Origin of the sequence: Anaerovibrio sp. (assembly GCF_024697385.1) — a bacterium.
In the GTDB taxonomy this organism is placed as follows: Bacteria; Bacillota; Negativicutes; order Selenomonadales; family Selenomonadaceae; genus Anaerovibrio.
The window spans coordinates 16,525-29,295 of record NZ_JAILFV010000054.1; the positions used below are offsets into that span (position 1 = coordinate 16,525).

Genomic DNA, 12,771 nt, shown 5'->3' on the forward strand with positions numbered 1-12,771 from the left:
CGCTTCTCCTTAAAAAACATTGATCCCACTGAAAATTTCAATCATTTCCTTACGCAGATTATCATGAATCTCCAATCGGGTTCGCGGTGGAATCTCATATATGTCAGTATTGAAAAGATAATTTTTTAAATCCAGCTCTTTAATAAGCATTTTGGTGTGGAACATATTGGCCTGATAAACATTGATATCAACTGTATCATATTTATCAATGGTAGCTTTATCAATAAAGTTCTGAATTGAAGTTATTGCATGATCCATGAACAGCTTTTTGCCGGAAAGATCCCTGGTAAAGCCCCGTACCCTGTAATCCATAGTAATAATATCAGAGTCAAACATTCCAATGAGATAATCCAGGGTTTTTAGCGGGGTAATTTCCCCGCAGGTAGCCACATCGATGTCTACCCGGAAGGTAGCAATACTGGTCTCTGGATGAAATTCCGGATATGTATGTACTGTAACATGACTTTTATCCAAATGGGCCAATATAGTCTCGCCTACCGGCTTGACCACAGCCTCTCCCAAGGGTTTCTTCTGTCCGGAGTTCATGGCGGCTTCTTCAGCAATCAACAGGGTAACACTTGCTCCCTGAGGGTCATAATCCTGTTTTGACACACTAAGAACCTGCGCACCAATCATTTCAGTCAGCTTAAACATAATCTTCGTCAAGCGCTCTGAGTTATACTGCGCATCAATATACTTTATATAATCCTGTTGCTCCCTTGGTGTCTTAGCATAACAAATATCATAGATATTAAAGCTAAGGGATTTGGTCAGGTTGTTAAACCCATACAATTTCAGCTTTTCTTCCAATCTGATCTCACGCCCCTGTTTTAATTTAATATGAGACTCATTCAGTGAAAGCTTCACGCTCCCACTGAATTCCAGTCGAATATCTACATTAACCATGTAAAAAAATAAGCGGACTGCTTCTGCAGTCCACTTTTCCTGAGCAATACTAACCTCAAATTAGCCAATGTGCTATGGAACAGCGGGAATACTGCTTCCACAATTACTGCTGATTTGGGTATTTCTCCCTCTTAAGCACCAAAACAATTATATGTTAAAAATTAATGAAAAGCAAGTATCCACAGTCCTTCATAGCCTTTATTTTTTCAAAAGGCATTACCAATTCCAATCCTTGAAAAAGCAAGTCCAAAATCAGTGTCTGAACTCCATGGCATTTCCTGAATTATTCTTTTTGTCATGCCAGGTCAGTATGCCATCACGCATTACAAATACAGCTGCCCCATCATGATACACCTCAGTGCAGGTTTCCACACCATCCTCAGAGGTAACGCAATTCAAGCAGAGTCCCTGGTCAGGGCACACCAAAACAGCATTATAGGTATCATAAATACAAGGATAGGACCACCTGGTATACTCAGCTGCACTGCTGGCCCAGGAAATATCTGCCAGATAGCCCTCAACGGTATTACTGATGACAACAGTACATCGTCCACAGCCCCAAACCCCAAGATATTCCTCCGGGGCTACGCCCTTGCTGGTAGCATGAAAGGCATCACCATAATTTCTTGAAAAATGAATATATCCCTCATGACCTGACCACATATCAGTCTGCGTAGATTCTTTCTCATTTTTTGTAAATCCAGCCCAAAAGGTACCATCGTTCTCATTAAAAACATACCAATATGATTTTGTTCCATCTGGATGCTCATCATAGGTAACATGCACCGTACCATAGCTTGCATGCCCATCACCGGCTATCAGCTTGTAGGTACTGTCCGGATTAACTGTCAGAAGCACCTCATCAGTTACATCCTCCTGATGCCAGATCCCTACAATCCCCTGAATACTGTTTGCTTCAGCCTGATTGTAGGCATCACTTTGTCCTGCTTCGGCTATCCCCCCCGGAGCATTAACGCCAAATAAGATACAGCATAAAAGGGCAGCACCTGAAAGGACTTTTCTGACAAAAATAATATTAAAAATATCCTTCAGCATATCCATCATCCTCTTAAAATAAGGTCCGAACATAAGACAGTTGTTTCCATCTGATAAATCAAACGCCTCCACTTACTCACCCGGCGTTGATATTCCAATGGGTTCTCTCGTTGCTGGTCCTCCAGCTATATGGCTTCTTATAGCGTGGAAGCTTTTTGCTCTTGATATAAAAGGTATAAGGGATACTGGTTTTGGAGGGAACCCTTATATTCTTTGGATAGTGTCTTATGGCAACCCCGTTCCAGATTATGTTCCCCTGTTTATCGGTAATCTCCAGATCAAACTCAGTCCATTCGACATAAGCTGCCTTGTCCCCCGAATTCCTGAAATATCCTGTCACTGTGGCACGACCGACATCATTGAGATAAACATGATCCGCATGGAATGTTATATGCGGCTTGGCTTGGGCAAACTGTGGAAATACTGCCATGCACATCAGTGCAAAGGCTATAATCCCCAGAAATCTGATTCCTATTGACTTCATAAAATCCCTCCTTAAAAAATAAAGAAAATGTCTTTACAACATTATATATTAATCACTCCTCAATTCAATAGAACTACATGCCCATTTAAAATAAAACAATTTATCCTTTGCCCTCTTAAAATTCATCCCTTGAAATAAATGGTAATATTTTATCTCCTCCCTTCCCAGCTAATGCCTTGGAAAAATAAAGCAATAGCGTTATAATATCAAGGTATTGTTATTGCGTTTGGTGGTGTTTATATGCTATTTTTTTCCATGCTTATAATGGGTATGATAATCGGATTTATCGGTATAGGCGGAGCCGGCATAACCATTGCCCTTTTGACAGTCGGCTTCATGGTACCTATCCACACAGCATTGGCAGTAGCTCTTTCGGCCATGGTTTTTACTACTATGTCCGGTGCCTACAGCCATTTTCGGGAAGGTAATGTCATTCCCAAAACCGGAGCCATACTGGGTATCAGTGGTATGATTGGTGCCTTTATAGGAGCGAATTTCTCCAATATCATTCCATCAGATATTCTAGGAAAAATGTCCGGCTCCATCATGGTGTTCTCTGCAATCCTTCTTTACATCAAGGTATATCAGCCGGAGTGGCTAAACAGGCACTTCCCGCCGAGAGCCGAACTGCTTGAAGGACACAAGCTTTACATCTACGGCAGTATTGCCGGCTGCGCCAACGGCCTCATATCCGGCACTTTTGGTATTGGGGCAGCAGCCTTTATACAACTAACCCTGATGATCGTCTTTGGCATTCCGGTTTTGTACGCCATTGGAACCTGCATGATGGTCATACTTCCCATATCAATAGCCGGTGGCCTTGGATACTTCCTGAATGGCCAGCTTGATTTTATGATATTCCTTCAAACGCTCATAGGACAATCCCTTGGAGCATACCTCGGAGCAAAGCTGACCCGACTGGCTCCACGCCCCATATTGAAGTTTTTTATGGTAGCCATGTCTGCTTCCGGCGGACTGGTAATGCTGTTGCTATACTGAAACACCCAGGCTGAAGACCGGTGGTGAGCAATTCCTTTATTCAATGGGAGTCTGATGCATCCCTGTTCTTTCATCCTTTTCAATGATTCAGATACTCCACAGGTATTTATTCAAATAATAAGTATAAGAAAACGACTGGTTTTTCATCCAGTCGTTTTTATGAATTATGTACCAGTGCAGTAATTTCTCCGGCCATTTTGCTCAGACTCACCTGCTTTTCAACAGCACCAAGATTAAAGGCCGCCTTGGGCATCCCATAAACCACACAGGAGGCCTCATCCTGCCCCAAGGTTTTCGCCCCTGCCTTGCGCATTTCCAACAGCTTGCTGGCTCCATCGACCCCCATCCCGGTAAGTATCACACCCAGGGCTTTATTTCCCATGTACTTGGCCACAGACTCAAAAAGCACATCCACTGAGGTTGTTACCCCATGGATTCTTTCCCCTGCCTGACAGTGTATGGTGATAATCCCCATGGACACCGAAATTGACATATGCTTGTCTCCGGGAGCGATATATATTGTATCGGACCTGGCCCTTTCCCCGTTTTCAGCTTCCTTTACCTTCATGGAGCACTCAGTATCCAAACGGGCGGCAAACAACTTGGAAAATGTAGGGCTTATATGCTGTACCACCAAAATCGGTGGCATAGGTGCCTTCAGATTGGATAAAACCTCAGACAGGGCTTCAGTACCACCGGTTGAGGACCCTATTGCTATCAGCTTGCACCAATCCCCCTTCGGTATCTGAATCGATGAACGGGCATTAGTCCCCTTGGACAGATCCACCACTCTTTGACACAGCATCTGCAAAAATTCATTTCTTGAAGCAGACATCCCCATCGGCTTGATGATAAATTCATCGGCCCCCAGGGAAATGGCCCTGTTACGATCATTTTCGTTGATACTTATCGCCACGATTTTCGACTTGAACCTACCCTTGACTTCGCTGATAAAATCAAATCCGGACATGCCTGACAGCTGGGTATTTACCAAAATACCATTAGGCTCACCATCATTTATCTTACGCAGCGCCTCATGGGCGTCACCAACCTTTATAATATCGTGACCAGGTGGAAGCAACTTATCAAGCTCCCGGGCACACATTCCCCGAAAAAGCATTGACTCATCCACAATTAATATTTTTATACCAGACATGAACTCACGCCCTTAGTTTAACGATGTACGCCAGTTACCGTATAGGTGCCCGATTACCTGTCGCCCTCAGTCTGACTTATCTTCTGTGCCAGGGATGGCAAATCTTCAGCTTCGGAAACAATGGAATCAAGGCGCCCTAACAGCATCTGAACCCGACTCTGAATCATGTCCAGGACTTCTACTGCTTTCTCACAGCCATCAGCAGCCAGAGCCGACTTCTTTGATTCAGCAACAATATTATTCACAGAGGAGCCAATTAATTCATTATAGGACTTAATAAGGTTTTTAACCTGTGCCAGCGTTTTTTCCCGTTCACTCCTGATATGCTGATGCTGCTTGTCAAGATTCTTAAAGGCAAAGACAAACTCATCCTTTGATTCAAGAATCCGTACAAGCTCTACCTGACAATAATGTATTTCGTTCTCTCTCAACACCCGGTAACTGAATCCGTAGGTCAACTGCCTGGAAAAAAGTTTTCGGAGATTGGATATCGTCAAAATCGGTTCAAAGAGCTTTTGATCATCATAATATACGGCATTCCTGACATATGAATAAAAATTAGTCTCAAAACTCCCCTGTTCAAAGGCCTTTCCAAACATATCCCGTGTAACACGGCTGTAGCGATAGCTTCGCATTTCACCAGTGCTCAGACTGGCATAGTAAACATCATGATAGCTGTAACATAAGGCATCAATCATCTTGTAGCTCTGCCTCAGCTCCGCTCTAAGATCGTCTGCATTTATCATACCCAAGGCCCTGTCAGAGCTCTTGAAAGCCTGTTCTGAACGAGCATCCTTAACCACAGGCATTAAAACGATCTTATCCATGACATTACTCTCCCTTTTACTATTTTAACATAATTATACGAAAGTATGCCTTGAAATACAATATAAAATAATGCCTCCATGCCGGGGGCGGGTCAGTCCCTGTCAGTCCACAGCACCTTATCCGGAACCACGGTCTGGTTATTGGCATCGTAATGCCCCATACCAAGGAAATCCTCACCACAATATACACGGAGACAAATATTATTGGAAAAATTATTATTCTTGACAAGCTCCCTGTCAAAGGAGGAAAGACCGTTACAAAAGGCCTTCCTTCTGGCAGGTGAAATTTGATATTTTTTTATATGGCCGATACACAAATCATAAGGTATCAACGCTTCACCGCCCAGCACCTTTAATTCCTCTGCAGACACTGAATCCTGCAGAATAAAGGAACCTACAGCTGTGCGTACCAAAAATGACATGGTGGCCGGAATTCCCATGGCCCTGCCCATATCCTGACACAGGGTGCGTATATAGGTTCCCCGGGAACAGCTCACATCAAAAAGAAGCCTTTTATTGCTTTCATCACGGTCCAGTAATATCAAACTATGTATTTCCACAGTCCGTGACGGAATATCCGGGGTTAATCCCTGACGAACCAGGTCACAGGCACGGCGCCCATTAATTTTAATGGCTGAATAAGCCGGCGGTACCTGTTCAATAACACCTGTAAAGCCTTTGAATACTTTTATAATGTCTGCTTCATCAGGCACGGCACAATCAGCAGCCTCTGCAACCACAGTACCGGTGTCATCACCACTGTCCGTCTCAATCCCCAACATCATTTCTGCCCTATATGATTTCCCGGCAGTGTCCAAATATTCAATAAGCCTTGTTGCCTTGCCCACCGCAATGGGCAGCACTCCTGCCGCCCCTGGATCCAAGGTACCGGCATGTCCCACGCGCTTTTCCCTAAGAACACGACGCACCAGCGACACAGCATCATGGGATGTCATCCCAGGAGGCTTAAGAAAATTAATAAAGCCATCCATATCTATACCTCTAAGGATTTTATTATTTCATCCATCAGATAATGCTTGGTATCATACAGATTCTTGTATATGGTACAGCCTGCAGCTTTTTTGTGACCGCCACCGCCAAGTCTGGCAGCCAGCTTGCTCACATCAGTAACCTTTGAACGCATGCTGACACGACATACTTCCGGCTGCACTGCCTTTATCAGGACAGCCACATCCACACCATCTATTATACGGATTTCATCAATAAAGCCTTCTGTGGTTTCTATGGTTTCCGTTAAATCATATTCGAGGAAAAGTCCGGCAGCCCTGCCATCAGCAAACAACTCTACAGTCTGAAGGGCCTTGGCCAGACCTCTGACTATGGCAAAATCCTTTGTTTCGATGGCCTCGGAAATAGTCTCCGGACGGACACCCTTTTCCAAAAGAGCCGCCGCAGTCCGCATGGTATGTGGAGAAGTATTTGAATACTTGAAATACCCCGTATCTGTTGCCAGCCCAATATAAACTGCAGTAGCAGATTCTTTGTCAAATTCTACCCCCAGCTCCTGCCCCAGATCAAATACGATTTCAGCTGTGGCGGCCCTTTCGGCAGCAAGGTACAAATAATCTGCCCTTTTGTCATTAGTGGCATGATGGTCAATATTAAGCACCGGGGCCTTGCATTTTTCAACCAAAGACCCCACCCTGTCCAGACAAGCATCCAATATCACCAGATAATCAGCCTGATAGCTTTCTTCCTGTGGTTTTTCAATATCGTTGTACCCGGATAATATTTTCAGGAAGCTGGGAACATCATCATCTATGATAATTCTGACTTTTTTCCCCAGCTGCTCCAATATATATTTAAGTCCCAGACAGGAACCAATGGCATCACCATCCGGACTGATATGTGCCGTTAATATCAGCTCATTAGCCGTTTTAAGTCTTTCTGCGGTTTCCTTTAAAGATATAATCATGTTACTAACCCTGCTCACGTTCTATCTGCAACAACAATTTCTGGATATGATCACTGTAATCCAGGGATTTATCCAAGACAAACTTCAGCTCAGGGGTTGTCCGCAATCTGATGCGATGCCCCACCTCCCGGCGGATAAAACCAAGAGAGCTGTTAAGTCCTGTCCAGGAGGATTCAATCTGCTCATCATTTCCCATAATGCTCACAAAAACCTTGGCAATACTCAAATCCCTGGTAATTTCCACCTGAGTAACTGTGACAAAGCCAATCCGTGGGTCCTTAAGCTCCTGCAGGATGATCTTGCTGATTTCCTGCTTCATTAGCTCCTGAATTTTTTCAATACGAAGCTGACTCATTGAATACGACCCCCTGTCATTCTTTGTTCATATCATTAATAGAGGTTTCTATCTCTTCCAAGGTATAAGCCTCAATGATATCACCCTCACGGAAATCGCGATAATCCTTGATTGTTATGCCACATTCAAAGCCTGCAGCAACTTCCTTGACTGCATCCTTAAAACGACGCAAATCCTCCAGCTCGCCATCAAACACCTCAATGTTGTCACGAACAATACGGATCTTGGACTTGTTGGTAATCTTGCCCTCCAACACATATGAACCGGCAACCATCAGTGTCTTGTTGAAAATCATTACCTGGCGGATTTCTACCCGGCCCTGAATAACTTCCTTGTATTTTGGTGCCAGCATTCCGGACATGGCATCCTTAACATCATTAATGGCATCATATATAACGCGGTAGGTGCGGATATCAATATCCTCTGTCTCGGCAATACGGCGGGCATTGGCATCAGGACGCACATTAAAGGCTATTATAAGTGCGTTGGATGCTGTAGCCAGCATAACATCGGATTCATTTACTGCACCAACACCGGAATGGATAATATTTACCCGGACCTCATCATTCTTGTTAAGGCTGAGCAGTGAGCTGTTAAGAGCCTCAACAGAGCCCTGAACATCTGCCTTGACCAAAATATTGAGATCCTTCAGCTGACCATCCTGAATCTGCTGGAACAGGTCATCAAGGGATACCTTTTTGGAGTGAATAAGGTCATTGCGCTGCTTCTCAACACGCTTTTCAGCAATGGAACGGCAGAGCTTTTCCTCCAATACGGCCAATTCATCACCGGCAGAAGGAACATCATTAAGACCAAGAACCTCAACAGGAACAGAAGGACCTGCCTTCTTTACATTTTCACCACGGTCATTAATCATGGCACGAACCTTACCATAGCAGGTTCCGGCTATGATTGAGTCACCAATATGCAGGGTACCATTCTGGACCAGAACGGTAGCTACCGGGCCACGGCCCTTATCCAGCTGGGCATCTATTATAACACCACGGGCGTCACGCTTTGGATTTGCCTTCAGCTCCTGTACCTCAGCCACCAGCAGGATCATTTCCAGAAGATCATCTATATTCAGGCGCTTCTTGGCAGAAACATCAACCATAATGGTATCTCCACCATAATCCTCAGATACGAGACCATATTCCATGAGCTCGTTCTTTACACGGACCGGATCAGCACCTGGCTTATCAATCTTATTTACAGCTACTATAATCGGCACATTTGCTGACTTGGCATGGTTGATTGCCTCAATAGTCTGTGGCATAACACCATCATCAGCCGCTACTACCAGTATGGCAATATCTGTAACCTGGGCACCACGGGCACGCATAGCAGTAAAGGCTTCATGACCAGGAGTATCCAGGAACACGATTTTCTTGCCCTGGCACATAACCTGGTAGGCACCAATATGCTGAGTAATACCACCAGCCTCAGATGCTGAAACTGAGGTCTTGCGGATAACATCCAAAAGTGAAGTCTTACCATGGTCAACGTGGCCCATTACAGTTACAACAGGCGGTCGGAGCACCAGACTTCTGGCATCATCCTCAATCTCAGGAATTTCGGTAGGATCTACCTCAGGTGGCAATTCCTCAACATCAACCCCGAATTCACCTGCCACCAATGCTGCAGTATCAAAATCAATATCCTGATTAATGGTAGCCATTACTCCCATCAGCATCAGTTTTTTGATGATATCAGCTGCAGTACAGCACAATTTACTTGCCAAATCCTTGACAACTATAGTCTCGCCGACCTTAATCAGCTTAGGACGCACAATCTCCATCTTCTGTGGGGACGGCTGGTTCTTGTTGTTGCGGTTGTTCTTGTTGTTACGGTTGTTTCTGTTATTGAACCCACCGCCATTGAAATTGTTGCGATTATTCTTGTTATTACGATCCCTACCGGCATTACGGTTGCGGTCATTACGCTCCATACGGTCATTACGCTCCATACGATTATTTCTGTCATTTCTGTCGTTTCTGTCGTTTCTGTCGTTTCTGTCACGATTTTTGTGTCCACCATTATTGCCAGCAGGCTGATTGCCCATACCATTGCTTCCTGACGCCCTTAATCTGGTATTATTCTGCTGGGAGCGATTGGAGTTGCTGCCATTGTTGGAATGATTATAACGATGATCATTATTACGGTCATTGTTTCGATCATTGCTTCGATCGTTGTTTCGATCGTTATTGCGCTGATTGTTACGCTGATTGTTATAATTGCCACCTTGACCATTATTGCGATTGCGGTCATTGTTCCTATTGGAATTATGACTGCCGTTATTATTCACAAATCTTGGTGAGCTGAAACCATCATTTGGCTTTTTGCCTGGCCGTTCAGCATTATTCCCTGGAGACTCCTGACGGGTATTTTTCCCCGCAGCCTTTGCATCATTTTTCTCAGGCTTTACAGCCGGTGCCGGATCTTCCTTTTTAGGCTCCTGTTTGGTCGAAGTCTCCTTGGACTGAGATTTCTTCGCCTGTTCCTTTTGCGGCTTAGCAGCCTCAGATGGAGTCTTTGCCTTATTCATCGCATCCAACACCAGTTTCTTTTCGCTCTCACTGATGGCATTGGAATGGGTTTTTCCTTCTATATTGTGTTGTTTTAATATCTCTATGATTTTCTTGCTTTCTGTATTTAATTCTTTTGCAAATTCGTGTATTCTCATCAATCCACCCCCGAATGACTATCTGTCCTCAAAGAGTTTTGTCAAGGCATCCGCAAAGCCCTTATCCAATATGGCGGCCACGGCCCTGAATTCCTTGCCGATACAATGTCCCAGTTCCTCTTTATCAGTCAGATAATATAACTTTATTCCTGCATTCTCAGCCATGCGTTGATACTTCTTCTTTGTCTCTTCCGCAGCATCATCCGCTACTAGTATCAATCTGGCCTTTCCTCCATCTGCAGCCTTGACAACAGCAAAATCTCCCGAAACAACCTTATTTGCTCTCTGTGCCATGCTAAGCAGATTCAAAATTTTTATCTTATTCATTTTATCCAAAAAGCTGACTTGCCAGCTCATCAAAAATTGCTTTATCAACATTACATTTGAAGGACCTGTCAAAACGATGTTCCTTCACGGCCTTTTCGAAGCATTCCCGCCTGTTGCAGATATATGCCCCCCGTCCGGCCTTTTTACCTGTAGGATCAACTGAAAATTCTCCCTCAGGACTTCTCACAATCCTTATAAGCTCCTTTTTCAGATGTTGCTCCTGACAGCCTATACACAGTCTGGTTGGTATCTTCTTCACTGTTGCCATAGCTGTTCACCAAGTTTCTTATTCTTCACTGTAAAATTCGTCTGTGGCAAATTCATCGATATCAATAGCCTCAGCTTCGTTTTCATCCTCAAAGCCAAATTCATCAGCCTGGGATTCACTCTTTATATCTATTTTCCATCCTGTCAGCTTGGCAGCAAGGCGGGCATTCTGTCCTTCCTTGCCGATTGCCAATGATAACTGATAATCCGGGACAACTACCCTGGACAGCTTATCTGTTTCATTTATGGCTACAGATACCACTTTGGCAGGGCTGAGGGCATTAGCTATAAACTGTACCGGATCAGCACTCCATTTTACTATATCAATCTTTTCGTTTCTAAGCTCATCTACTATAGTCTGAACCCGTGCGCCCCGTGGTCCTACGCAGGAACCTACAGCATCTATGTCTGCATTTTCTGCATATACGGCAATCTTGGAACGCATACCCGGTTCACGGGCAACGGATTTTATTTCCACTTCTCCGCTCTGTATCTCAGGAACCTCCAGCTCAAACAGGCGCTTCAGCAGGCCCGGATGAGTACGGGATACCATGACCTGCGGACCCTTGCTGGTGTTCTTCACCTCTACGATCAATGCCTTGATACGGTCATTTGGTGCATAGCTCTCATGAGCAATCTGCTCACTTGGTGCCAATATTGCCTCAGTTTTACCGAGGTTGATATATACATTTTTATTCTCTACACGCTGCACCACACCGGTAATAATGTCGTTGGCACGGTTTACATATTCATTGAAGATAATCCCGCGCTCAGCCTCACGAATTGCCTGTACCACAACCTGCTTGGCATTCTGTGCTGCAATTCGGCCAAAATTAGCCGGAGTTACTTCCTCCTCCAGGGTATCCCCCAGCTGATAATCCTCAGACAGCTTATGTGCCATTGCCAGGGAAATCTGGGTTACAGGATTCTCTACCTCTTCAACGACTTCCTTGATGGCAAATACATGGTATTCACCAGTTACACGGTCAAGGCTTACACGGCAGTTGGCCTCGTTGTTGTAATTTCTCTTATAGGCAGCTGCCAATGCCTTGTCAATGGCATCAAACAACACCTCAGGAGCAATTCCCTTTTCCTTGCCTAAAACCTCTACTGCCTCCATAAAACCGCTGTCCTTTGGAGCAGCAGACTTACTCTTTTTTAACTTGGTAGCCACAAAACAAACCTCCTAATATCTGTCATTCGGGGCGTGAACCCGAATATTTTTCTTAAAAATCTATATGTAAACGAATCTGGGCTATGTTTTCCATAGGTATGACCAGATCATCGATAGTCACATTTTCACCATCAAAATCATTTAAAACACCGGTAACGATCTTGTTGCCATCTACAGGAGCAAACAGCTTGGCATCCACTGCCTTGCCCTTTTCACGCTGGAAATCCTTTGGCTTCTTCAGCTCGCGGTCAAGTCCCGGAGAGGATACCTCCAAAATATAGCTTCCCTTGATAACATCCTTTTCATCGAGAATTTTTTCCAGCTTACTGCTTAATTCCTGGCAGTCATCAATTTCGATACCGCCTTCTTTATCAATAAATACCCTGAGGTACCAGTCCTTTTCCCTGATATACTCAACTGCAACAAGCTCCAGCTCAGTATCGGACAACAAGCCTTCAACAATTTCTTCTACAGTATCCTCAATCACTCTGCTCATTCACATTCCCCCTTTTGATATCCGCATAGCGATGATTGTAAATTTTAAACATAAGACAAAAGAGCGGGTTTGCACCCACTCTTCCAAAAATTACCTCACTATTTG

General features: G+C 44.4%; 14 protein-coding genes. 1 reads left to right on the forward strand and 13 read right to left on the reverse strand.

Translation table 11 applies throughout. The annotated features are described in order from the left end of the window. Positions 1-9: 9 nt before the first annotated feature. From speD to K6C05_RS02610, 3 genes are all read right to left on the reverse strand, one after another. Positions 10-810 (reverse strand): adenosylmethionine decarboxylase, encoded by an 801-nt coding sequence (gene speD / locus K6C05_RS02600; protein ID WP_296730909.1) that lies wholly within the window; start codon positions 808-810, stop codon positions 10-12. 348 nt (positions 811-1,158) lie between these two features. Beyond that, a complete protein-coding gene (locus K6C05_RS02605; RefSeq protein WP_296730888.1) occupies positions 1,159-1,962 on the reverse strand; it encodes a hypothetical protein in 804 nt (267 codons plus the stop codon). A 76-nt stretch (positions 1,963-2,038) separates the two neighbouring features. After that, positions 2,039-2,446: a hypothetical protein gene (locus tag K6C05_RS02610; protein WP_296730889.1), complete on the reverse strand. Its 408-nt coding sequence runs from the start codon at positions 2,444-2,446 to the stop codon at positions 2,039-2,041. Between the two features lie 240 nt (positions 2,447-2,686). On the opposite strand from K6C05_RS02610, the gene K6C05_RS02615 reads away from it, so the two are divergent. Then, the gene (locus tag K6C05_RS02615; protein ID WP_296730890.1) at positions 2,687-3,445 is read left to right on the forward strand and encodes a sulfite exporter TauE/SafE family protein; all 759 of its coding nucleotides are present in this window, start codon (positions 2,687-2,689) and stop codon (positions 3,443-3,445) included. A 157-nt stretch (positions 3,446-3,602) separates the two neighbouring features. On the opposite strand, the gene K6C05_RS02620 is transcribed toward K6C05_RS02615, so the two are convergent. From K6C05_RS02620 to rimP, 10 genes are all read right to left on the reverse strand, one after another. Next, positions 3,603-4,601: a chemotaxis protein CheB gene (locus K6C05_RS02620; protein WP_296730891.1), complete on the reverse strand. Its 999-nt coding sequence runs from the start codon at positions 4,599-4,601 to the stop codon at positions 3,603-3,605. 53 nt (positions 4,602-4,654) lie between these two features. Continuing rightward, a complete protein-coding gene (locus K6C05_RS02625; RefSeq protein WP_296730893.1) occupies positions 4,655-5,428 on the reverse strand; it encodes a hypothetical protein in 774 nt (257 codons plus the stop codon). 92 nt (positions 5,429-5,520) lie between these two features. After that, the gene (truB, locus tag K6C05_RS02630) at positions 5,521-6,420 is read right to left on the reverse strand and encodes a tRNA pseudouridine(55) synthase TruB (protein WP_296730894.1); all 900 of its coding nucleotides are present in this window, start codon (positions 6,418-6,420) and stop codon (positions 5,521-5,523) included. A gap of 2 nt (positions 6,421-6,422) precedes the next feature. Continuing rightward, positions 6,423-7,364 carry a DHH family phosphoesterase gene (locus tag K6C05_RS02635; RefSeq protein ID WP_296730895.1) on the reverse strand — a complete coding sequence of 314 codons (942 nt, stop codon included), beginning with the start codon at positions 7,362-7,364 and terminating at the stop codon, positions 6,423-6,425. A 4-nt stretch (positions 7,365-7,368) separates the two neighbouring features. Next, on the reverse strand, positions 7,369-7,719 hold the full coding sequence (gene rbfA, locus K6C05_RS02640; protein ID WP_296730896.1) for a 30S ribosome-binding factor RbfA: 351 nt from the start codon (positions 7,717-7,719) through the stop codon (positions 7,369-7,371). 16 nt (positions 7,720-7,735) lie between these two features. Continuing rightward, on the reverse strand, positions 7,736-10,402 hold the full coding sequence (gene infB, locus K6C05_RS02645) for a translation initiation factor IF-2 (RefSeq protein ID WP_296730899.1): 2,667 nt from the start codon (positions 10,400-10,402) through the stop codon (positions 7,736-7,738). An 18-nt stretch (positions 10,403-10,420) separates the two neighbouring features. Next, positions 10,421-10,729, reverse strand: a complete 309-nt coding sequence (locus tag K6C05_RS02650; protein WP_296730902.1) for a ribosomal L7Ae/L30e/S12e/Gadd45 family protein — start codon at positions 10,727-10,729, stop codon at positions 10,421-10,423. 1 nt (position 10,730) lies between these two features. Beyond that, positions 10,731-10,997, reverse strand: a complete 267-nt coding sequence (locus tag K6C05_RS02655; protein ID WP_296730905.1) for a YlxR family protein — start codon at positions 10,995-10,997, stop codon at positions 10,731-10,733. 18 nt (positions 10,998-11,015) lie between these two features. Further along, a complete protein-coding gene (nusA, locus tag K6C05_RS02660) occupies positions 11,016-12,116 on the reverse strand; it encodes a transcription termination factor NusA (RefSeq protein ID WP_296730912.1) in 1,101 nt (366 codons plus the stop codon). Between the two features lie 106 nt (positions 12,117-12,222). Further along, the gene (gene rimP / locus K6C05_RS02665; RefSeq protein WP_296730906.1) at positions 12,223-12,666 is read right to left on the reverse strand and encodes a ribosome maturation factor RimP; all 444 of its coding nucleotides are present in this window, start codon (positions 12,664-12,666) and stop codon (positions 12,223-12,225) included. Positions 12,667-12,771: the final 105 nt, after the last annotated feature.

What these genes read in the sequence shown, in the direction of transcription:
- K6C05_RS02605 (WP_296730888.1), bottom strand. Translation starts at nt 1,962, where the DNA reads ATGCTGAAGGATATTTTTAATATTATTTTTGTCAGAAAAGTCCTTTCA.
- K6C05_RS02610 (WP_296730889.1), bottom strand. Translation starts at nt 2,446, where the DNA reads ATGAAGTCAATAGGAATCAGATTTCTGGGGATTATAGCCTTTGCACTG.
- K6C05_RS02615 (WP_296730890.1), top strand. Translation starts at nt 2,687, where the DNA reads ATGCTATTTTTTTCCATGCTTATAATGGGTATGATAATCGGATTTATC.
- K6C05_RS02620 (WP_296730891.1), bottom strand. Translation starts at nt 4,601, where the DNA reads ATGTCTGGTATAAAAATATTAATTGTGGATGAGTCAATGCTTTTTCGG.
- K6C05_RS02625 (WP_296730893.1), bottom strand. Translation starts at nt 5,428, where the DNA reads ATGGATAAGATCGTTTTAATGCCTGTGGTTAAGGATGCTCGTTCAGAA.
- truB (WP_296730894.1), bottom strand. Translation starts at nt 6,420, where the DNA reads ATGGATGGCTTTATTAATTTTCTTAAGCCTCCTGGGATGACATCCCAT.
- K6C05_RS02635 (WP_296730895.1), bottom strand. Translation starts at nt 7,364, where the DNA reads ATGATTATATCTTTAAAGGAAACCGCAGAAAGACTTAAAACGGCTAAT.
- rbfA (WP_296730896.1), bottom strand. Translation starts at nt 7,719, where the DNA reads ATGAGTCAGCTTCGTATTGAAAAAATTCAGGAGCTAATGAAGCAGGAA.
- infB (WP_296730899.1), bottom strand. Translation starts at nt 10,402, where the DNA reads ATGAGAATACACGAATTTGCAAAAGAATTAAATACAGAAAGCAAGAAA.
- K6C05_RS02650 (WP_296730902.1), bottom strand. Translation starts at nt 10,729, where the DNA reads ATGAATAAGATAAAAATTTTGAATCTGCTTAGCATGGCACAGAGAGCA.
- K6C05_RS02655 (WP_296730905.1), bottom strand. Translation starts at nt 10,997, where the DNA reads ATGGCAACAGTGAAGAAGATACCAACCAGACTGTGTATAGGCTGTCAG.
- nusA (WP_296730912.1), bottom strand. Translation starts at nt 12,116, where the DNA reads ATGGAGGCAGTAGAGGTTTTAGGCAAGGAAAAGGGAATTGCTCCTGAG.
- rimP (WP_296730906.1), bottom strand. Translation starts at nt 12,666, where the DNA reads ATGAGCAGAGTGATTGAGGATACTGTAGAAGAAATTGTTGAAGGCTTG.